This is a genomic window from Lampropedia aestuarii, assembly GCF_004803635.1.
GTDB classification, from domain to species: domain Bacteria; phylum Pseudomonadota; class Gammaproteobacteria; order Burkholderiales; family Burkholderiaceae_C; genus Lampropedia; species Lampropedia aestuarii.
This window is the reverse complement of sequence record NZ_SSWX01000012.1, coordinates 94319-115769: the sequence shown is the minus strand read 5'-3', so window position 1 is coordinate 115769 and position 21451 is coordinate 94319. Positions and strand designations below refer to the sequence as shown.

Here is a 21451-nt window from a genome sequence, read left to right as displayed (position 1 = left end):
AGAGTGCTATGCACGCCTATAAGAACAACTTTCCTCACACCGCTACGCTGTTTGCTTTGGTGGCCCTGTTCACCCAATTGCCTGAAGCAGCAGCGCAAAACAGCGGGGATACAGCGTTGTCGCAAACACCTTTGTTTGTCAGCGAAAGCTATCCGCCATTGAACATGTTAGTCATGGGGCGTGACCACAAGCTCTACTACGAAGCCTATAACGATGCATCCGACCTGAATGGGGATGGTGTAATTGACATTGGCTACAAACCCAATGAGATCAATTACTACGGCTACTTTAATAACAATGTCTGCTATACCTATGATGGCACCAAAGGTGCTGCAAAAACCATAGCCGACAAAAACAGTCTTTTTAAACCCACAAGCCTTGCAACAGGCACGAATAAAAAAGAATGCTCGAATGCATGGAGTGGTGATTTTTTAAATTACTTATCTACATCGCGAATGGATGCACTGCGCAAAGTCCTTTATGGTGGCATGCGCTCGGTGGACACTACAAGCAATACTGTTTTGCAAGGCTCCTACATACCCAGAGATGCGCACTCCTGGGGCAAGTCATACGACCCTGCGCGAGATATCGCAGTCTACGATATTAGAAAATATACACCTCTTAATCTCCCTGCGGTTGGGACAAGGCATTTGTTTGCCGTATCCACACTTGGTGAAAGCGGTGATTATCTTGCACCACAATTGCGTGTGCTCAATGATACGACATTCCAGATTTGGGACTGGGTCTCCAAAGAGGGAACGGCTGGCCAAGATCTGTGTATGGGTGGGGTCAGCTGTGAAAAAAGTGCAGGAACCGAATATGTTGTACTGCCCTCCAGCTCATTCAACAATCTGACTATTACCACCTGGAAAACAAACGGCGCAACGCCAGGCGATGCCAAGGCGATGGATAAGCATTTTGCGACTTATGGAACGACAGGCAATCGCTGTGGTTCAGGCTCAATAAGTACAATCAATACAACCGGTGGTGAAAACAATCCATTTGCTGGCATCAATGGCTGCACGCAAGATAAATACATGACCGAAATTAACGGGCAGATATTTATTCCTGAAAATGGCAGCTATACATTTTCCATCGATGGCGATGATGCCGTTGAAGTCATGATTGACGGCAAAGATAGCAACAAATGGGGTTGGTACGGAGGCCATGCCAATAATCGCTCTGACTGGGAGTCGCCATCGGCACGAAGTAAAACCATTACCCTCACTGCGGGCTGGAAACCCATACGATTTCGGCATGCGGAAGGAAGTGGCCAAGATAACTGGGGTTTTGCACAAAAAGTCCAAAGGCCCAAAAGCCAAATCGTAGGCCATAGTGTCAAAGTACAGGCATGTCCAAGTACAGCCGAGCTTCGGGAAGAGAATTGCAAGGGTTATCCAAATAGTGGTAAAACGCCAATTTTCAAGCCAACAGGACTACTGCACGATTTTGGCGAAAATGAAAAAATGTATTTCGGCTTGCTCACTGGCTCCTACCAAAAAAACATAGCAGGCGGTGTTTTGCGCCGCAATATGAGCAGCTTTACTTCCGAGGTTAATCTGCAAACAGGCCAATTCAACACCAATACCAATGGCATTGTTGATAATATTAATAGGCAGCGAATTATTGGTTTTGGAGGAAGCCAATACAACAGCTGCGGATGGTATACAGCTGGTCCATTAAGCAAAATGTCCGACCCATCCAACTGTGCCATGTGGGGCAATCCAATTGCGGAAATGATGTTTGAAACATTGCGGTATTTTGGCGGCGCCACAACGCCAACAAGTACCTATGATTATGGTTCTGGCAGCTCAAAGGACAGCGACCTCAACCTGTCCAAGCCAAAGTGGACATCTCCATATGTAGATGCAAAACAAAATGGGGGAGGCTTTCCGCATTGCGCACGTCCAGTGATGACAGTGATGAGCGACATCAACCCTTCCTACGACTTCAAACTCCCTGGAAGCAGATTTCAAAGCATCTCAGCAAATGCAAGCAATTTAGACAGCTTCAACGTGGCGAATGAAACCAAAGCCATTGGAAGTGCTGAAGGAATCCATGGCCAAAATTTCTTCATCGGTCAATCGGATGAAACCAACGCCGACGCGGCGCCCTCTGTTAAACGCATCAACGACCTGTCATGGGTGCGTGGACTGTCACCGCAGGAGCCTAGTAAAGAGGGTACCTATTACTCTGCAGGAGTTTCCCGCTTCGGTGCCAACAACCGGATAGCAGGCAATGCCCAAGGCATGAATAAAGTCATGACCTATTCAGTGGCCATGGCCTCTCCTCTGCCAGAAATTCGCTTTCCTGTTGGCAACGGTTTGTATGTGACTATTGCGCCATTCGCAAAGTCAGTTACTGGTATGGGCATCAACCCCTTGGTTTTTTCGCCTACCAACCAGATTGTTGACTACTATGTAGATAAGATCGCCAATACTGGCACCGCCGATACTGATAGCAGCGTTAATGAAGGCCGCCCTTATGCCGAATTCCGCATCAACTACGAAGACGTTGAGCAAGGCGCTGACCACGATATGGATGCAATTTCTCGGTATGTTGTTGCTTTGCAAGCAGATGGCAAAGTGAGAATAGATATTTATTCAGAATATGCTGCGGGTAGCATTGGACAGCATATGGGTTATGTTATTTCGGGCACAACCAAAGATGGCATGTATATTGAAGTGCGCGACAAGGATACCAATTCGGTCTACTACGAGCACAACACCCCGCAAGGGCGCGATCCTGGATACTGTAAAAATCGCAGAAATGATTCCGAGTGCATCAACTTGCCATTGTCTGGCAGCAGGATTTTTACGCCTAGTGCCAAGAGCGATTCTGGCAGTTTCTTGAAAGATCCACTCTGGTATGCCGCTAAATATGGCATGCCTGACCGCGACCCTGCTTCTGTCAAAGGCGATCCAGACAATTATTTTCTGGTCACTAATGCCACAACGCTCAAAACGCAAATGACCAAAGCGTTTAATGACATTTTGCAAAACACCAGCTCGGTCACATCGGTAGAAGTCAGCCTCCCTGATGGCCCGCTCAGTGGCAATTCCGATGTTTATCGCTCTACATTTGAAGCGGAAGGCTGGAGCGGCGATTTGCTCAAAGAAGCATTGACCGTCACTGACGGGGTGCTGTCGCGCAGCCGGATTTGGAGTGCCGCCGAACAACTCGCTGGCAGAAACGACCGCACGATCTACTTTGCAGGCCAATCGGCACTCGGCCACAAAGAGCTCAAGCCTTTCACCTGGGCTGTGTTGAACGCTGGCGGCACCACCAACCCTTATGAGGCCTGGGTAGACATGCTCAACCGCGATGCCAGCGGAGTGCTCGACAACAAAGGCGAAACACGTGTGTCGTTCCTGCGTGGTGAAGAGTCCACCCTGCGCGAGCGCAAGAAACTCACCTCTGGCGCTCCCAATTTGCTGGGTGACATTGTCAACTCCTCGGCACTGCGCGTGCACGGCCCTGTCTACAGGAGTGCACCCGCCAATGCACTGGAGGGCATTCAAAGCAATTCCGATAGCGATTACGCCAAGTATGCCGCTAGCCAAGCGGCGCTGCCAGAGATGGTGTATATCGGCGGAAACGACGGCATGCTGCACGCCTTCAACGGCAGCACAGGAGAGGAGGTCTTTGCCTTCATTCCAACGGCAGTGAGAACCTATCTCAATGTGTTGACCACTTCGGATTACGGTCAAGAAAATGGCACGCCACACCGCTATTTCGTTGACGGCACACCAGTGGCCACCGATGTTTATTTTGACGGAGCATGGCATAAGGTGCTGGTTGGCAGCATGGGCGCTGGTGGCAGGCAAATTTTCGCCTTGGACATCACTGTACCCACCTCGCCCCAATTGCTCTGGGAGTTTGGTGCCGACCAAGATTCGGATATGGGCTACTCCATCGCTAAGCCTACAATTGCACGGCTCAATGACCCGGTCGATGGCAAAGGCAGCTGGGTTGCTCTGGTGCCCAACGGCTACCAAAGTGGCAGCAGCAGCGCAGGTACAGCCAGTCTGTTCGTTTTGGACATTGCCACTGGCGCCAAGATCAAAAAATTTGCCGCAGACGGAATTACCGGCGTGTCAAACAGCCAGCAGCCCGATGGCTACCTGCCATTAGGCAACGGTCTCTCCAACATCGCTGCGGTGGATAACAATCGCGATGGCAAAGTCGATTTGGTCTACGGTGGTGATTTGCTCGGCAACGTATGGCGATTTGATTTGCGTGGCGATTCAAGCAGTGGCTGGCAGGCCCAAAAATTCTTTGTGGCCCAAAATGCCGCAGGCAAACGCCTGCCGATTACCGCAGCGCCCTACGTTGTCGACCACCCACTCGGAACTGGCAATATGGTGGTATTTGGCACGGGCCGTTATTTGACACCGAGCGATCAGGACCGTGGCCAGCAAACCGTCTATGGCGTATGGGATCGTTACGCAGAAGGCACGGATGTGACGACGACCACATTGCCAACGGTCAGCAAAACCCGCGGCGATTTACAAAGCCAGACTTTCAATGAATTTGCCAACCATGAAGGCGTCTTCTCCTTGACAAGCAACACGGTCGACTGGTTCGCCGACTTACAAACCAGCGGAGATGACGATGAAGTTCAAAAATGGGGCTGGTATATCAACTTGCCGCGCGAAGAAGAGCAGCTGGTCTATGAGATGACCCTCTATGGGCAATCGCTGATTCTCACAACGATCAGAAACAGTGACGACCCTTGCCTGGCAGGCTTGAGCGGTGCTTTGTATGCGATCGCACCTGCTACCGGTGCTTCGCCGAACTACAGCGTGTTTGATGTCAACGGTGATGGCAAAATTGACGAAGATGATCTGATTGAAGGTGGTTTTGTTGCTGGCGTGGATGCCACTGCTGGTCGAAACAATATTTCTGGCGAGCATATTTATGACCCCAGTGGATCACGTCGCTTGGTGAATTCGGGCATCGAATATGGCCGTCAAAGCTGGCGTGAGCAGCCTGCCAACTAATGGAATCGTTATGAGAGTATCAATTGAAAAAATGGCTGCACAACGCCATCTTGAAGAAGGCTTCACGCTGATTGAAATCATGATCGTGGTGGCGATCGTGAGCATTCTCGCGGCGGTGGCCTACCCTTCTTACCAGGAATACATGCTGCGCTCGCGCCGCGCCGAGGGGCAAGCTTTTTTAAATGAAGCTGCCGCCCGGCAAGAGCGTTTTCGTGCACAAAACGGCACTTACACTACAACAGTGAGCGATCTCAAACTCCCCTATGGCGACCTGTCTGAACGTGGCTACTACAAACTGGCTATTACCTCTGCCAATGGCTACACCTTGACAGCAAAGCGCCAAGGGGTTCAAAAGGCAGACAAAAAATGCGGTGATTTGGTTTTGGATGGCGTGGGAAAGAAAAGCCTGGACGATCACAATGGCGGCACCGTCGCTACGTGCTGGAAATAAATCACCGTGCCCAATCTGCTCAGGTTCTGCCATGCAGCGCCTGGGCTGCGGCTCTCAATTGTTGTCCATGCACTGCTGGATTAAGATAACTGCCCGGCCCGCCATCAACGGTTGAGATCAAGGGCAATTGCCTGATGTGCTTCAGACCATCTCGCTAAACCAAGCCTGTACCTGTAGTGCCATCGTCTCAAACACCGCCTGCAAGCTCACCGCCTGCATCCCAAACAAGGCGTGCAGTACCGCTGGACTCTCAAACAATCCGTGAAAGTAGCAGGCCAGCACATTGCCTGCCCCATTGGCCCATGCCAATTGGCCACAACACGGCTGCAACTGCATGCCTGCTGTCAGCATGGCTTCATAGGGCCGAGTCTGGCCTTGATGAATTTCGTACGCATCAAATGCAATACCCGATAGCGCACTCCACGAACCGTTGATTGGCCCCAACTGGTAAGCGCCAAACTGCACCGTTTTCTGTGTTTCAAACACCGTCACCAAAGGCAGCAACCCCAAGCCCGGCTGATTGCCCATCACATCCTCCGGATCAATCAAGCTCTCACCCAGCATCTGCAAGCCACCACAAATTCCCAGCACAGGTTGGCCTGCATTTGCGTGCGCGCACACCGCTTGGTCCAAGCCCTGCGCACGCAGCCAGCGCAGGTCGGCGCTGGTGGCTTTTGAGCCGGGCAAGATAATCCAGTCAGCGCCCACCAGATCGCGCGGGTCACGCGCCCAGACCAAACGCACACCGGGTACATTTTTGAGTGCCTGGAATTCGTCGAGGTTGCTGATGCGTGGATAGGCGATGATGGCAATGGTGCGCATGGCCTGGCCCGGCAAGGCTGCACCTGAAGCCATGCGGTCATCAAATACGCCGTCCTCTTCCGGCAAACCGTGGTTGCGCAGCATCGGGATCGTGGCCACGACCGGCACGCCGGTGAGTTCCTCCAGCATGGCAGGGGCCGGTGCCAGTAACTGGGCATCGCCTCTGAACTTGTTGAGCACAAAACCCTTGATCAAGGCCTGATCACATGCTGGCAGCAAAGCCCAGGTTCCATACAAATGGGCGAATGCCCCGCCCCGGTCAATGTCGGTGACCAGCAAGCAGTGGGCATTGCCATGGCGGGCGACACGCATATTCACCACATCGCTGTGGCTCAGGTTGATCTCAGCCGGTGAGCCAGCCCCCTCGATCACCACCACCTCGTACTCGTGGCGCAGCGCGTCGAGCGCCTTGGCAATCGCCGGCCATACGTGGTTGCTGCGCTCGCGCCAGGCCATCGCTGTCAGCTCGGCACTGACCTGCCCCATCAGCACGACCTGGCTGTGCGTGTCGGCTTCAGGTTTGAGCAGCAGCGGATTCATGCGCACATCCGGCTGCACGCCAGCGGCCAGCGCCTGAAAATACTGGGCGCTGCCGATTTCGCCATAACCACCGTCAGGCGTTGCTACCACGCGGGCGTTATTGCTCATGTTTTGCGCTTTGAATGGCGCCACCCGATAGCCTTGCGCCTTATACCAGGCACACAGCGCCGTCGCCAGCCAGCTTTTGCCAGCGCCACTGGTCGTGCCAAGCACCATCACGCACAAAGCCGCTGTTTGCTTGGGAGAAGGAAGAGGAAGATGGGTCATACAAACATCCTGAAAGCACACATCAGCTGTAATAGTGCATGGCGTCGCGCCATGCTTGGGCCAGGGCCTGCTGTGATTTCGGTGGCTGCACACTGATGCGTACATGGTTTGGCAACCCCATCGAATCCGTCTCGCGCAGCTTTACTCCTGAGTCACGCATACGGGCTAACACAGCATGTCGGTGACAGACATCCAGCACTCCATCTGGCCATGGTGGCTCGGCGACAAAAAAATTGGTCGCACTGGCACGGCAGCGCCAGCCCAGCTCAGACAACAGCGCGCGTTGCGCCTGTTTCCAGGTTTGGAGTTGGGCTCGGCTGTCGTGCAACCAATGTTGCACAGAGGGCTGCATCCACGCCCATAGCATCGCCTCGCCATGTACGCCCAGCGGCCATGAAGGCGCCAGCGCCTGCAGTTGTACCAAACAGGCCTGCCACTGCTGCTGCGCAACAGCTGCCACTGGTTGCGCGGGCGCAATCGCGTAGGCAGCGCGCACCCCCGTCATGCCCAAGGATTTATTGGGGGAAAACAATTGCCAGCATGCGACTTGCATATGCCGGGCATGGTTCAGCCACTCTTGCGGCCCCTGCCCTAGCTGCAACGGTGCATATGCAGCATCCAATACGCGCCACCAAGGCGCGCCTGCTTGCGCCACGTCGCGCACGTCAGTGCTTATGACCGGCGCTTGCAACCAGTTGCTGGCACAGGCATCCACGCCTCCATGCGGGCTGGATGGGCTGCAGCCCCACTCGATCGCCCACGCCTGGCCTGGCTGACCTGCCGCAGCACTGGAATAGGCCTCGGTGGTAGCAGTTAAGCCACTGTCTGCATCGGTGCGCACTTGCACTGGCAGACCCAAGGCCATGGCTTGGCGCGCATAGTCGCCATAAGCGGGCAGCGGCAGTTGGGCTGCCGCGGCTCCTGCCAGTCTGGCCGCTAATAAGAAGCGATGAATCAATTCACTGGCACTGGCCCCCAGCACAATCTGCTCGACTGCCACGCCATGCCAAGCGGCCAACTCGGCACGCAGATGGGTGTAATGCGGATCAGGGTAATGGCTGGGGTCGGCCTGCTGCACTTGCTGCAAGGCCTCAGGGCATGGCCCGCAGGCATTGCTGTTGGTGGAGAAGTCATGCTCGGCCACACCCAGTGCATCCCTGCCACCATGGTTGCCGGCATGCACACTGCAATTGGTAAGTGAAGAAAAATGAGATGGCAACATCGCAATAAATCAGACAGTTTGTGATGCGCATCAAGCGCAGCATCGAATCGCAAAACTGGGCAGCAACAAGGACACACTGGCCAGCAGCGCACCACACAACACGGCCGTTGAGGCCAAGCGTACAGCTTGCGCGATGTCGCCGGCACCGGCCTTGCGTCCGGAGGCATGCAGCACATAAACGCCCGGCTTGCTCAATCGAATATCCAGCAACATGGCCATGCAGGCCATCGGCCAGCCGCCATTGGGCGATGGCGTTTGCCCAGCTTGTAGGCGCAACTCGCCCAAAGCGCGCAACGAGGCCATCGGCATGGCATGGCCTGCACGCTTGCCGACAGCGGCATACCACAGCCAGGCGCTGACAAGCAGTAGCAGCGCGGTGAGTCGCGCCGGAATATAGGACAGCACATCGTCACTGCGCGCCGCCCACTTGCCAGCCCAGGTCCAATCACGCTCGCCTCGCAGGCCGATATAGCCCCACATCGCATCGGCGGTATTGGCAAAGCGGTACAACACCGCACCGGGCAGCCCCAGCAGCGCAAACCAGAACAGCGGTGCAATGACCGAGTCATTGAGATTCTCGGCCAATGACTCCAGCGCGCTCTCCCGTACCTGGGTGGCATCCAGCACGGTCGTGTCGCGACTGACCAAGCGGGCCAATTGCTGCTGGCCTTGGGCCAGCGACTGCTGCAGCGCCAGCTCCACGCGCTGGACTTCGTGGCGCAACATGCGCCAGGCCAGCATCGGCTTGAGCGCCAGCGCCAGCAGTACCGTGTAGAGCGGCCAGGGCAAGGCCTGCAAGCCGCGCTCTATGGCCCAGGCTAGCACCACACAGCACAAAGCCAACACGCACCAAGCAATGGCTCCGCGCCAAAAAATCTGGCGAGTGGCCGCTGTGGGCTGCCTTTGCCGAAACACCCACGCTTGCAGCCGCTGCAAACTGTGCCCCATCCACACCACTGGGTGCCAGCGCGCCGCTGGCTCGCCCCAGATCTGGTCAATCGCCAGCGCCAGCAGCACCGCCAAGGCCATGGCCACACCTCCGGGCCATGTTGCAGCAAGCCATGGCCAGCCATCTGCCACGCTCAATCCTCAATGCCCCGCTGCGCAGGAATACCCGCCTGGTACGCATGCTTGACCAATTGCATGTCCGTGACGGTGTCGGCAATATCTATCAATTCTTGCGGGCAACGGCGGCCCGTGACCATCACATGCACGTGTGCAGGCCTGGCCTGCAAGTCTTGCATGACCTCTTCCAACGGGAGCCAGCCGTAAATCAGCGGGTAGGTCAGCTCGTCGAGCACGACCAGAAAATAATCGCCACTGAGAATGGCTTCACGCGCTTTGCTCCAGCCTTGCCGTGCCAGTTCTGCCGAATGTTCGATGTCCTTGCTCTTCCACGTAAAGCCATCTCCCAAACCTTCAATTGGCACGCCCAGGGTGTCAAAGGTGCGGTGTTCACCAAAGCGGGCACTGGGCACTTTGAGGAATTGAAAAATTTTCACCGCTTTACCACGCCCATGGGCGCGCAAGGCCAAGCCAAAAGCCGAGGTGCTTTTGCCTTTGCCATTGCCGGTATTGATGAGCAGCAAGCCACGGCGCTCGCCCTCTTGCACTTGACGGACACGATCCACCGGAGGTTGTTCTACTTGCATGTTCTTTGATCCTTTCAATGCACTGGCTCGCTTGTGCGAACCAGCAAAAATGCACCGCTGCCACATCCGCCTGTGCAGTCGAAATCACTGTGGCGCTTGATCGGCATAAACGGTCTGTCCAAGTGGCTGCAGATTCGGCACCGCCGTCCATACCTGGCCCACTTGCCGGACGTGGATGCGGTGCTCAAACACGGCCTCCACAGCGGCGCGCGTTGCCGGGTCATTGCAAGCGCCGATGTGCTTGATTCGGCCCTTGTCAACGATCACCAAATCATCGGCCTGCAAGGCAATCGAGACCTCGTGCAGCACGCTGACCAGGCTCACGCCCGATTGCACCAGCGCACGCATGTCCAGTAACCATTCGGTTTGATGTGGCGGGTCCAGGTTGGCCAAGGGCTCATCCATCAGCACCACCGGTGCCTGCACAGCCAGCACGCGTGCCAACATCACGCGTTGGCGCTCGCCACCGGACAACTCGGCCAGGCTGCGGTCTTTGAATTGCCAGACATGGTTGCTTTGCATGACCTGCCTGACAATCTCGATGTCCTGCCCACTGGCGGTTGCCAGCCAGTTCTGGTGCGGCATGCGTCCCAGCATGACCGTATCAAACGCCGTCATATCGTCCAGCGCCCGCTCACTCTGGCCCAGCCAGGCCATGGTTTTGGCCCGTTCGCGGGCTGGCACCTTGTCAAACGGTTGGCCCAGCAGCTCAACCTGGCCTTGCAAGGGCAGCAAACCCGCCAAAGCCTTGAGTAAGGTCGATTTGCCTGCGCCATTGGGGCCGATGATACTGGTCCAACGGCCACGTTGTAATTGCAATTGCACTTCGTGCAGCACTGGCTGGCCACCCAGTTGCACGCTCACGCCCGCCGCGCTCAGTGCGGGCGCCAAGCTGTGTTGTGAAGGCGTGTCAGTCCTATTTGCCATCGGCGCCCAAACCTCCCAAACTTTTTTGGCGGTGCATCAAGCGCAGCAAATAGCCGCCACCCAGCAAGGCCGTGAGCACCCCCACTGGCAACTCTTGCGGCGCGATCACCCAGCGCGCCAACAAGTCGGCACTGGCCAGCAGGACCGCCCCCATCAAGGTCGAGAGCAGCAATAAACGGTTATGGCGCACCTTGACATTGGCGCGCACCAAATGCGGCGCCGCCAGCCCAATAAAGGCCAGCAAACCGGTTTGCGCGACTGCGGCTGCCGTGGCCAGGGCCAGAACTGCAATCAAGGCCGCCTGCATCAGCCCCAAGGGCAAGCCCAACGAGCGGGCCGTGGCCTCTCCCAGCGCCAGGCCATCGAGCACGCGGCTCAAACTCCAGGCGGCCAGCAAACACAAAGCCAGCGCCACGGCCATGATCCCACACGATTGCCAGCCAATTGCTGCGGTCGTGCCCAGCGTGTACGACTGCATGCTTTGCATGATGTCCGGGCGCATCAGCTCAACCACATCCTTGCACGCGCCCAGCACCACGCCCACAATCACACCGGCCAGCAGCAAGCGCAGGCCACCACTGACGCCTTGGGCCAAGGTCAGGGTCAGCAAGACCGCCAGGATCGAGCCAACAAAAGCTGCGCCTGTCATGCCCAAATAGCCCACAATCGACATCACCGAGATAGAGGTGCCGCTGACCATCAAGGCCAAGGCCACCCCCAGCGAAGCACCCGCTGAGCTGCCCAACAGATACGGATCGGCCAGCGGATTGCGAAACAGGCCCTGCGCCACACAGCCAGCCAAGCCCAGCAAACCACCTGCCAGCAAAGCACCCATCGTGCGCGGCAAGCGAATGTCCCAAACGATTTGCCGCGTCACCGGGTCATGCTGCATCGTCCATACCGCCTCAAAACCCTCGCTGCCAATGCCCATGCCCAGCACAACCAGCGCGGCGCACAGCAGCAGCAACATCAGCAGCAAGCGCCAGCTTTTGGTGTGCTGGAGCATGTGCACTGGCTGATGCATGGTTTGTCTGGCTGGCTGGCGCATCATGGGGCCGTGGTCTTGGGGGGCTCAGCCGTTGTTGTATCCGCGTGCGTAAACAAGCCCTGCAAGCAGCCAGCCATCAATTGGGCTGCCACATGCATGCGTGGGCCTGGACGCACGAGGATATTGGAGTCATCGGCACCGAACTGGCAGACTTGCCTGGCCTTCATCGCACGCATGTTCTGCCAGCCTGGGTATTGGAACTCCGGCACCATGGAGCGGCTGCTGACCATCAACACATCAGGGTCTGCACGCAAAATGAATTCTGGCGTCACGCGAGGGAACGGCCCCAAGTCTTGCGGCAGCACATTGCCCAAGCCCAGTCGGCTCAGGGTCTCGCCAATAAAGGACTGTGGTCCTGCGCCATACGGTCCTTTGCTGACCTCAAAATACACGCGCATGCCGCGACTGGACTCGGGCAGACTGGCAGCGGCCTGGTCCACACCCTGCTCAATCGTCTGCCACAGCTGCTGTGCACGCGAGGCACCATTGACAGCGGCGGCATCGCCATACAGCAGCGTATCCAGCACCTCCAACACCCGCTTCACATCGGCATGGGTTTTGGGCTCTAGGGTCACAACCTTGATCCCCAACGCTTGCAAACGCTGCGCCGCACGTGAAGACACAGACATCAATACCACATCGGGTTTGCGCGCGACCACGGCTTCAATACTGGGGTCCAGCCCGCCACCGACCACCGGTAACTGCTGCACCGACTCGGGGTATTCGGAGTAGCGGTCTACTGCGACCAAACGATCGCAAGCATCCAAGGCACACACACTCTCGGTCAACGACGGCAGCAAGCTGACAATGCGTTGTGGCGGCGCCTCAAACTCGACGCGCTGGCCCCGGTCATCTTCAATCACCACGGAGGCGGCAGCTTGGCCAGTCAGCGCACATGCCATAGCCAAGACCACTAGCGGCGCTTTACTTCTGCGCATTACATGCGAGAGATACTGTGATTTAAAAAAAGACCATCTGCTGGGCATTAGTGCGCTCCTGGTTGCGGGCCTTGGTCGTTGCCGACATGCACTGCATTGTGCGCCAGTGCTTTGACATCCACGGCCTGGCCCGCCACGACCATCAGCACTTGCTGGCAAACGGCCGCTATGGCCTGGTTCAATAAGCCCAGCTCATCTGCAAACGCACGCACGGCACGGCCCATGGGCATCACACCCCAGCCCATTTCATTGCTGACCAGCAGCACAGGCCCTTGGGCGGACTGCAAGGCGGCCAACAGCTCCAGTTTGGCCGCTTGGAACTCTGCGCGTCTGGCACGCAGGCCCGTGGCCTCGTCAGCATCGGCCACATCGATGGGCATCGCATAGTTCGTCAGCCACAAGGTCAAGCAATCAACCACCAATAGCCGCTGCGGCGCACTGCAGCGCCTGATCGCTTGGGCCAACTGCAGCGGCTCTTCCACGGTCTGCAAGCCGCTCGCGTACACCGCCCGGTCGGCCCGGTGGCGGGCAATGCGCTCTTGCATTTCCTCGTCCCAGGCCTGGGCCGTGGCAATCAACACCGCCTCACGGCCTGGTTGGCTTAGCCAGCGCAGGGCCATGGCTTCAGCATGGCGGGACTTGCCACTTTTTTGCCCCCCCAGAATCAAGCAGTGGGCTGGCATCGGCAGATTGTGGTCGATCTGGTTCATGGCAAGGCTCCCAAAAACAAACGCGCCATCCATTCGGGACTGGATGCAAACCACGCATGGAAGTAACTGGCCGTCAAACTGCCATGGCGGTACACCGCTTCACCCCCAGCTGAGGCGTCTGGCCGGTGGGTGTGCGTCCAAGCTGGTAGCGAACAATCGAGCGTGGAGTAATGAAAGGTATGGCCCCGCAAAGAAGGCAACTCGGTGTTTGCGGGCCAATCGAGCTGCTGGTGGCCCAAACCCGCCAAGCGCGCTTGCATTGTCGCTTGTGCTGGCAGCAAGCCCCACAGCGCCTCGACCGATCCATCACGCAAACGCACCGATTCTGCCAAAGCGAGCATACCGCCACACTCGGCCCAAATGGGTTTGTGCTGTTGCCAATGCGTACGAATAGACGCTTGCAGTTGGGTGTTGCGCCGCAGCGCAGGTGCATGCAGCTCTGGGTAGCCACCTGGCAGCCACAATGCATCACAGGCCGGTAGGTCGTCTCCTGCCAATGGCGAGAAAAACACACAACATGCGCCCAAATCTTGCAGAAGCTGCACATTGGCCGAGTAAACAAAGGCAAACGCCGCGTCATGCGCAATGGCTATGGTTTTGCCTTGCAGTGCAGGGGCGCGCTCTGCCATGGGCGGCTTGGGCGGGTGAGGCATTGCATCCAAGGACCAACGGCTTTGCCATTCACTCCATGGCATTTGCCCCAAAGGGGTTTGTGTCAGTGCATCTGCGGCCTGGTCCAAGCGTGCCATGGCGTCTGGAATTTCTGCTGCAGCAACCAAGCCCAAATGGCGTGACGGCAAATACGCCGCAGCGCTGCCCTGGCTGTCTGGCGCCTGCAGCTTGGGCAGCGCGCCCAACCAATCCCCAGTAGGCTCCAGGCTATGCTGCAAAAGACTGGCGTGTTTGGCACTGGCCACATGGTTGCACAGCACCCCGGCAAAGCGCAAATCGGGCTGGTAATGCTTGAGTCCGTAAACCACGGCAGCGCAAGTCTGCGCCATCGCCCCCACCTGCAGCACGGCCAGCACCGGAATATTCCAGCGCAGCGCCAAGTCAGCCGCACTGGGTGATCCATCAAACAAGCCCATCACGCCTTCGATCAGAATGACATCGGCCTCTTGGGCAGCCTGGGCCAAGCGCGCCTGGATATCGGCCTCGCCCGTCATCCACAAATCCAGGTTGTGCACGACAGCGCCACTGGCCAACGCATGCCAGCGGGGGTCGAGGAAATCCGGGCCGCATTTGAAAATACGCACGCGGCGTCCTTGGCGCACATGCCAGCGCGCCAATGCGGCAGTGACCAAGGTTTTGCCTTGGCCCGAGGCGGTCGCCGCCACCATCAAGACAACGCAGCGCTCAGACTGCTGCCCAGCTTGGGCTTGCATTGCGGTCATGGAGTCGGTAGATGGCAGCATCGTCTTTGGGCAGCAGTATGATTTACTTGCTAGGAGCCCATTTCAGGCCGACGTAGAACGTGCGGCCTGCAGTGGCATAAGTGCGAGCCAACTCGTATTTTTTGTCGCTGGCATTGTCAAGGCGGGCCGTCAAGGTCCAGTCATCGCCCAAGGCGCGGCTGGCATGCAGGTTCCACAGCGTATAGCCGCCCATGCGGTTGGTCGCAGCGGTGTTGCCAGCACTGTTCCAGCGGTAGCCAGATGTTTGCATTTCTGCGCCCAGCAGGAAACCGGCTACGCTGTATTCAGCGCCCAGGTTGCCATAGCGCTTGGCGCGTCTGGCCAGCATATTGCCAGTGGACACGTCCTTGGGATCTTGCCAGTCCAGCGAGCCTTTGAGCAATACGCCCGCGAGCTGGGTTTGGCCAGCCAGGGTCACCCCTTCGTAGCGCGCCTTGGCCGTATTCTCATAGCAGCCAAAGTTCGATGCGCAAGGGCCAGACGCCGCGAAGGTGATCTGGTTTTTCACACTGTTGCGGTAAGCGGTCAACGAGACCAGGTGCACGCCTTGCGAGTAAGTCACGCCCACTTCCACATTGCGGCCGCTTTCGGGTTGCAGCGCGGCCACGCCGTATTCGCTGTAACGCTGGTACAGCGTGGGCGCGCGGAAGGCTTTGCCCGCTGCGGCATGCACTTTCCATTGCGGTGTGAAGGCGTAGCCATAGGCCAGTGAGCCGGTCGTGACACTGCCAAACTCGCTGTCTTTGTCATAACGGGCATTGGCCTGCACGCTGTGTGCGCCCAGATTCACACCATAGCCCAAGGCCAGGGCATTCTGTGCGCGTTTGGAGTTGATGTCGCCATTTTTCAAACGGTCTTCACGGCGCTCGAATGTGGCGCTGAAACGCTGGTCACCCAGCGTGTATTCGTTTTGGAACAAATAGCTACGCACCACCGTATCGGTGCGGTAAATGTTGGGCGAGGTCTCGTACACATCGTTGGAGTCGGTCACGCTCAGTGTCGTGCGGTACTGGTCGCTCCACTGCGCATTCCAGCTCAGGCTGGAGGCGTTCAGATGGTGTTTATTGCGGTCATCGGCAGTGGGGCTGGAGTCGTAAGCTGAATTCAAATAGCTGCCCAGCCATGAGCCTTGAATGCGGTGCTGTTCGTTGATTTGGTAGCCCAGCTTGGCCTGACCGGACGAGCGGCGGTAGCCGTCTTTATCAGGATTGTAGTTGGGGCCAATACGCGAGTTAAACCCGTCGCTGCGCTCGTAAGCGCCGCTCAGCGCATAGTCCCAGCCATTGGCAGCACCGCTGACACCGGCTGAGCCATCGCGTGTGCCTTGGTTGCCAACTCCTACAGAGGCAAATGGCTGAAAACCGCCAGTGCCCTTGCGGGTGAAGATCTGGATCACGCCACCGATGGCATCCGAGCCATACACAGCAGCCGCAGGGCCGCGCAGCACTTCAATGCGCTCTATCAGGCTCAAGGGGATACTGGCCCACGGTGCGCCACCAGTCGACTGCGAATCAACGCGCGCGCCATCAATAAAAACAGCCGCATAACGCGTCTCAGTGCCACGAATAAACACACTGGTCGAGGTGCCTGGCCCGCCGTTGCGGCTGATTTGAATGCCCGGCAAGCGCGCCAGAATATCGGCCACACCGGTGACACCACTTTGCTCAATCGTTGTACGGTCAATCACCGAGATATCCGCCAACGCGTCTTGCATGCGTTGCTCGCTGCGGTTGGCCGTCACCACCACTTCATCCAAGAAAGGGTTTTGCGCCTGGGCAACGCCCACCAACGCCATTAGCCCCAAAGGTACACAGGTGGCGCGCAGCGCAAAGCCCGCGCAAGAAGACAAGCGCCCAGTCATTGGCGCTAAGGACATCGAGGGGATCGACATAGAATTTTCAGTCAGGAACAAACGCCACGCCAACCTCCCCGTCAGCAATAGCAAAAAATGCTTGCCCCTGTGCCCGCGCTCCCGCATGGGTTGGCGCGATCTAAGAGCACATTGTCAAGCAAGCACCACTCTGCAGGCCGGTATCCGGGCTGGCGAATGGACCCTTACTCAGCCTTCCCAGTGGTTCGATACAACCACCAGTGGCATTGTCATTGAGGGGGCAGATGCGCAGCGCGCACCTGATTCGCTCACCGTTGCGGGGGCAGCGCAGGCTAGAGGCGCGCCTTGAATGGCGACCTCACCCTGCTTCCCGTTGAACTGCCACGGCCAGAATGGCCAATGGCGAGCACCTACAGCGGGCGCTATTGTAAGCCAATAGGCGCCGTGCCTCTTAGAACGTGTTTACGATCTTTTTGCAGTCGCGCAAGGCACAAAAAAGAGGCCGTGCAAGGCGCCTGTTTTGCTGAACAGGCGTTGATGCGCAATGCCTGCACTGGCGTTTAGCTGGCGATTAACCGGTATTGCGCAAAGCTGCGGCAATGCCATTGATGGTGATATGGATGGCCGTTTGCACGCGCTCGTCATGCTCGCCTGCACGCCAGCGAGCCAACAATTCAACCTGGATGTGGTGCAGCGGATCGATATATGGAAAGCGGTGGCGGATCGAGCGCGCCAAGCCAGGGTTAGCAGCCAGGCGGTCTTCGTTGCCAGTCAACTGTGCCAGCGCTTGCGCAGTGCTATGCCATTCATGCGAGATGGCCTCAAACACTTGCTGCCCCAACTCGGCATCTGGCACCAAGGCGCAATAGCGTTTGGCCAGCGCCAGATCGCTTTTGGCAATCACCATGTCCATGTTGGAGAGCAAGGTCTGGAAAAACGGCCACTGGCTGGCCATCTCTTGCAGCAATTGCAGGCGAGCTGCCTTGTCGCTGTCAGAGCCTGCAGAATCCAGAAAGCTTTGCACCGCACTGCCAAAGCCGTACCAGCCCGGCAGCGTCAGGCGGCTTTGGCCCCAGCCGAAACCCCATGGAATCGCGCGCAAATCCTCCAGTTTCTGACCCGGTTTACGCGATGCTGGACGCGAGCCGATATTGAGTTCGGCAATCTCACGCACTGGTGTGGCATTGAAAAAGTAGCTGGCGAAATTCGGAGTCTCAAACACCAGTGCGCGGTAAGCACGCATGCTGGCCTCGGACAAGGCCTTGGCTGCCTCCAAATAGGCCTCTGGCACAGCATTCGTATGTGGCAGCAAAGTCGCCTTGAGTGTGGCGGCCACCAGTGTTTGCAAATTGCGCCGGCCAATTTCCGGGTTGGCGTATTTGGAGGCAATCACCTCGCCCTGCTCGGTCAGGCGAATCTGGCCGCGCACCGTGCCCGGCGGCTGCGCCAGGATCGCGTCATAGCTGGGGCCACCGCCTCGCCCGACCGCGCCACCACGGCCATGGAACATGCGCAAGCGGATCTCACCACCGTATTCCTGGCCAATCGCATTAAAGCATTGCACCAGAGCGGTTTCGGCCACATACAGCTCCCAGTTGCTGGTCAGAATGCCGCCGTCTTTGTTGCTGTCTGAGTAGCCCAGCATGATGTCTTGCTCGGCACCCGACTGCAGAATCATGCGTGCCACACCTTCGCACGCATAGTAGCCGCGCATGATGCCTGGGGCATGCTGCAAGTCGGCAATGGTCTCAAACAGTGGCACAACGATGATGCTGGCGCGCGCGCCTTCTGCACTGCCCAGCGTGCCTTGCACCAGGCCGGCTTCTTTCATCAGCACCAGCACTTCGAGTAAATCGCTGACCGTTTCGGTATGGCTGATGATGTAGTGGCGAATGGCATCTGGGCCATAGCGCTCCAAGACTTGGCGGGCCATGTCAAAAATGGCCATTTCGCCGCTGGTCCAGCTGCTGTAGTTGTAGTGCGGCACACGCAAAGGCCGCACCTCATTGAGCAGTTGCAGCAGCAAGGCCACACGGGCGTCTTCATCCAAGGCGCTGTAGTCAGGCGTGATCTGGGCCACTTGCAGCAACTCACCCAGCACCAGCTCATGCTGGTCCGAGCTCTGGCGCAAATCCAAAGTGGTCAAATGAAAGCCAAACACTTCGACCTTGCGCACCAGTGGTTTCAAACGGGCTGGCAACAAAGGTGCGCCGTGGTGCTCGCACAGCGAGGTGGTGATGGTTTGCAAATCCGCCAGCAGTTCTTTGGCGTCTTGGTAAGCAGGCATGGCATGGCGTACGGCCAGCGGTGCCTGCCCACCTGTCAGGTTGTGCAAAGTGGCACTCAAACGCGCATACACACCAGTCAAGACGCGGCGGTATGGCTCGTCGGCACGGTGGTCGCTGTCATCGCCAGAGGCCTGGGCCAAGGCTTGCAGCGCCTCGCTCATGCCGGCGCGGCGTTCGGACATCGACAGCTCGGCGCCCAGTGCATGCACTTCTTGCAAATAGTGGCGCAGTGCCACCTCTGACTGGCGCTGGAGCGCATGCAGCAAAGTGTGCGCCGACACATTGGGGTTGCCATCACGGTCACCACCAATCCATTGGCCCATGCGGAAAAAACTGGGCAGGTGTGCTGCGCCCAATTCCTGCTCCAGTGTTTCGTACAGCTTAGGAATTTCTTGCAGAAAGGTCGCTTCGTAATAACTCAAAGCGTTTTCGATCTCATCGGCCACCGTCAGGCGCGAGTATCGAATCAGCCGGGTTTGCCACAGCTGGGTCACCCGGGCGCGCAGGGCGGCCTCATTGCTCTGCAAACGCGCAGGCAGGCGCGCATCGGGCGTGCCCAAGACCAGGTCTTTGGCGGCCGCCTCTTGCAACTGGCTGCGCACCGAGAGCAATTGGGCAATGTTTTTTTCTGCATCCAGGATGCTTTTGCGCTGCACCTCGGTCGGGTGTGCGGTCAGCACTGGCGAGACATAGGCATGTGCCAAGGAGTCGGCGATTTGCGCTTTGGATACACCGGCCCGCTCCAATTCTGCCAATGCGCCGGTGATGCTGCCGCGTGAATGCTCACCACGGCGCTCATGGATATCACGGCGACGCAAGAAATGGCGGTCTTCGGCCAGATTGGCCAAATGGCTGAAATAGGTGAAGGCCCGCGCAACAGTGACTGTCTCCTGGCTGGTCAGACCGTGCAGCAAGTCCTGCAAGCCGCCTTGGGACAAGGGCTGCCCTTGCCCATCTCCTGCTTTGCGATCGGCCACAGCCAATTGGCGAATGCGCTCAATCAACTCAAAAGCCGCAACTCCTTCTTGCTCCCGAATGACATCGCCCAAAATTCGGCCGAGCAGGCGAATATCATCCAACAACGGCTGCTCTTTGTCCGCAGCAGCCCCACCAGTCGACAAGAAAGTATCGCTCATGAAAATCCTTTGTTGCTAGGAAAAAGCGGTACACCCGCATTGCGTTTGCGGCCACACCAAGCGCTTGGCATTATGCAGTCTCGACAACCGCCTGCATGCGTAATGAGACACAAAAGCTTGTCAATTCGAGCAGATGCCTTGCTGCGCGCACCATTGGCGACGGCTCTCATGCCTTACCGCGACTGCAAGCAGCGTGCTTTGATAAACCGCCAATACACCATTGCCCCCTCATTGACTCGCACTGATTTGCCCGCCATCGTCGCCAGTGCCTGCATCCAGCACTGGTACGTTTTATGGAACGCTCTGTTGCGCTGCAAAAAAAATCACATCGCAGTATGCTTGCGGACATGGCGTGTGAACAGCGCATGCAATCGAGCACAACCTGCAAGCACACCAGCCCTTCTACGACAACTGAACCACCAAAGGTAGAGATCACCATGAGCAACCAAGTTATCCAAGCCCTGACCAAACGCCGCACGCAATACGCTTTAGGCAAAAACGTGTCTCTCTCTCACGCTGAGATTGAAGCCATCATCAAAGAAGCCATGCGCCAATCGCCATCTTCTTTCAACTCGCAAAGCTCACGCGCTGTGATCCTGTTCGGTGATGCCAGCAGACAATTCTGGGATTTGACGCGCGAAGTACTGCGCGGCCTGGTGCCCGCTGAGTCCTTTGCGCCAACCGATGCCAAAATGACCTCTTTTGCTGCTGGTGTTGGCACTGTGCTGTTCTTTGAAGACCAGGACACCGTCAAAGCGTTGAACGAAAAGTACCCGTACGACTTCGGCATGTTCTCCGAGCATTCGGCTGGCATGGCCCAACTCGCAGTCTGGACTGCTCTGGCCGAAGCCAATATCGGCGCCAGCTTGCAGCATTACAGCCCGATCGTTGACGAACAAGTGCAAGCGACCTGGAACGTGCCAGCCAGCTGGAAACTGCGCGCTCAAATGCCATTTGGCTCAAACGAGGCTGGTTTCGGTGAGAAAACCTTCATTGATGATGCCACTCGCTTCAAAACATTTGGTGCTTAACATTGAGCGCCTAATGCCGCCAGCAGGGGTAATGGGCTTGACTAAGACGCGCTAAAACCTGTGTTTGGCAATCAGGGCCGCTTGTGCAAACAAGCGGCCCTTTTGCATTTTTCTTTTTTGATTGTCGCCTGTGCGCCACTGGGTCTAGGCATGTCCCAAGCGGCCTACAA

The 21451-nt window shown here is 57.3% G+C and carries 14 protein-coding genes and 1 riboswitch; of the genes, 3 read left to right on the top strand and 11 right to left on the bottom strand.

Features of this window, described 5'->3' with window-relative positions; genetic code table 11:
• Window positions 1–8: 8 nt before the first annotated feature.
• Window positions 9–5003 carry a PilC/PilY family type IV pilus protein gene (locus E8K88_RS10615; protein ID WP_168797307.1) on the top strand — a complete coding sequence of 1665 codons (4995 nt, stop codon included), beginning with the start codon at window positions 9–11 and terminating at the stop codon, window positions 5001–5003.
• Entirely contained in the window at window positions 4966–5454 is a 489-nt protein-coding gene (locus E8K88_RS10610; RefSeq protein WP_276606666.1) for a type IV pilin protein, read from the top strand. The genes E8K88_RS10615 and E8K88_RS10610 overlap by 38 nt, the downstream gene beginning before the upstream one ends.
• Before the next feature lie 141 nt (window positions 5455–5595).
• On the opposite strand, the gene E8K88_RS10605 is transcribed toward E8K88_RS10610, so the two are convergent.
• From E8K88_RS10605 to ppc, 11 genes are all read right to left on the bottom strand, one after another.
• Window positions 5596–7083 carry a cobyric acid synthase gene (locus E8K88_RS10605; protein WP_240754463.1) on the bottom strand — a complete coding sequence of 496 codons (1488 nt, stop codon included), beginning with the start codon at window positions 7081–7083 and terminating at the stop codon, window positions 5596–5598.
• A gap of 22 nt (window positions 7084–7105) precedes the next feature.
• The gene (locus E8K88_RS10600) at window positions 7106–8305 is read right to left on the bottom strand and encodes an aminotransferase class I/II-fold pyridoxal phosphate-dependent enzyme (RefSeq protein ID WP_136406635.1); all 1200 of its coding nucleotides are present in this window, start codon (window positions 8303–8305) and stop codon (window positions 7106–7108) included.
• A 30-nt stretch (window positions 8306–8335) separates the two neighbouring features.
• Window positions 8336–9334 (bottom strand): adenosylcobinamide-phosphate synthase CbiB, encoded by a 999-nt coding sequence (gene cbiB, locus E8K88_RS10595; protein WP_136406660.1) that lies wholly within the window; start codon window positions 9332–9334, stop codon window positions 8336–8338.
• Window positions 9335–9387: 53 nt separating this feature from the next.
• On the bottom strand, window positions 9388–9957 hold the full coding sequence (cobO, locus tag E8K88_RS10590; protein WP_136406634.1) for a cob(I)yrinic acid a,c-diamide adenosyltransferase: 570 nt from the start codon (window positions 9955–9957) through the stop codon (window positions 9388–9390).
• Window positions 9958–10041: 84 nt separating this feature from the next.
• Window positions 10042–10884: an ABC transporter ATP-binding protein gene (locus E8K88_RS10585; protein ID WP_136406633.1), complete on the bottom strand. Its 843-nt coding sequence runs from the start codon at window positions 10882–10884 to the stop codon at window positions 10042–10044.
• Entirely contained in the window at window positions 10874–11890 is a 1017-nt protein-coding gene (locus E8K88_RS10580) for a FecCD family ABC transporter permease (protein ID WP_205880066.1), read from the bottom strand. The genes E8K88_RS10585 and E8K88_RS10580 overlap by 11 nt, the downstream gene beginning before the upstream one ends.
• Before the next feature lie 41 nt (window positions 11891–11931).
• A complete protein-coding gene (locus tag E8K88_RS10575; protein WP_136406631.1) occupies window positions 11932–12870 on the bottom strand; it encodes an ABC transporter substrate-binding protein in 939 nt (312 codons plus the stop codon).
• Between the two features lie 47 nt (window positions 12871–12917).
• Window positions 12918–13580, bottom strand: a complete 663-nt coding sequence (gene cobU / locus E8K88_RS10570) for a bifunctional adenosylcobinamide kinase/adenosylcobinamide-phosphate guanylyltransferase (RefSeq protein ID WP_240754461.1) — start codon at window positions 13578–13580, stop codon at window positions 12918–12920.
• Window positions 13577–14995 carry a cobyrinic acid a,c-diamide synthase CobB gene (locus E8K88_RS10565; RefSeq protein ID WP_240754459.1) on the bottom strand — a complete coding sequence of 473 codons (1419 nt, stop codon included), beginning with the start codon at window positions 14993–14995 and terminating at the stop codon, window positions 13577–13579. The genes cobU and E8K88_RS10565 overlap by 4 nt, the downstream gene beginning before the upstream one ends.
• Window positions 14996–15017: 22 nt before the next feature.
• On the bottom strand, window positions 15018–16886 hold the full coding sequence (locus E8K88_RS10560; protein WP_136406630.1) for a TonB-dependent receptor domain-containing protein: 1869 nt from the start codon (window positions 16884–16886) through the stop codon (window positions 15018–15020).
• A 118-nt stretch (window positions 16887–17004) separates the two neighbouring features.
• Window positions 17005–17255: riboswitch (cobalamin riboswitch) on the bottom strand.
• 142 nt (window positions 17256–17397) lie between these two features.
• The gene (gene ppc, locus E8K88_RS10555; protein WP_136406629.1) at window positions 17398–20250 is read right to left on the bottom strand and encodes a phosphoenolpyruvate carboxylase; all 2853 of its coding nucleotides are present in this window, start codon (window positions 20248–20250) and stop codon (window positions 17398–17400) included.
• Between the two features lie 437 nt (window positions 20251–20687).
• Here ppc and E8K88_RS10550 point away from each other — a divergent pair, with 437 nt between their 5' ends.
• On the top strand, window positions 20688–21281 hold the full coding sequence (locus tag E8K88_RS10550) for a nitroreductase family protein (RefSeq protein WP_136406628.1): 594 nt from the start codon (window positions 20688–20690) through the stop codon (window positions 21279–21281).
• The last annotated feature ends 170 nt before the right edge of the window (window positions 21282–21451 follow it).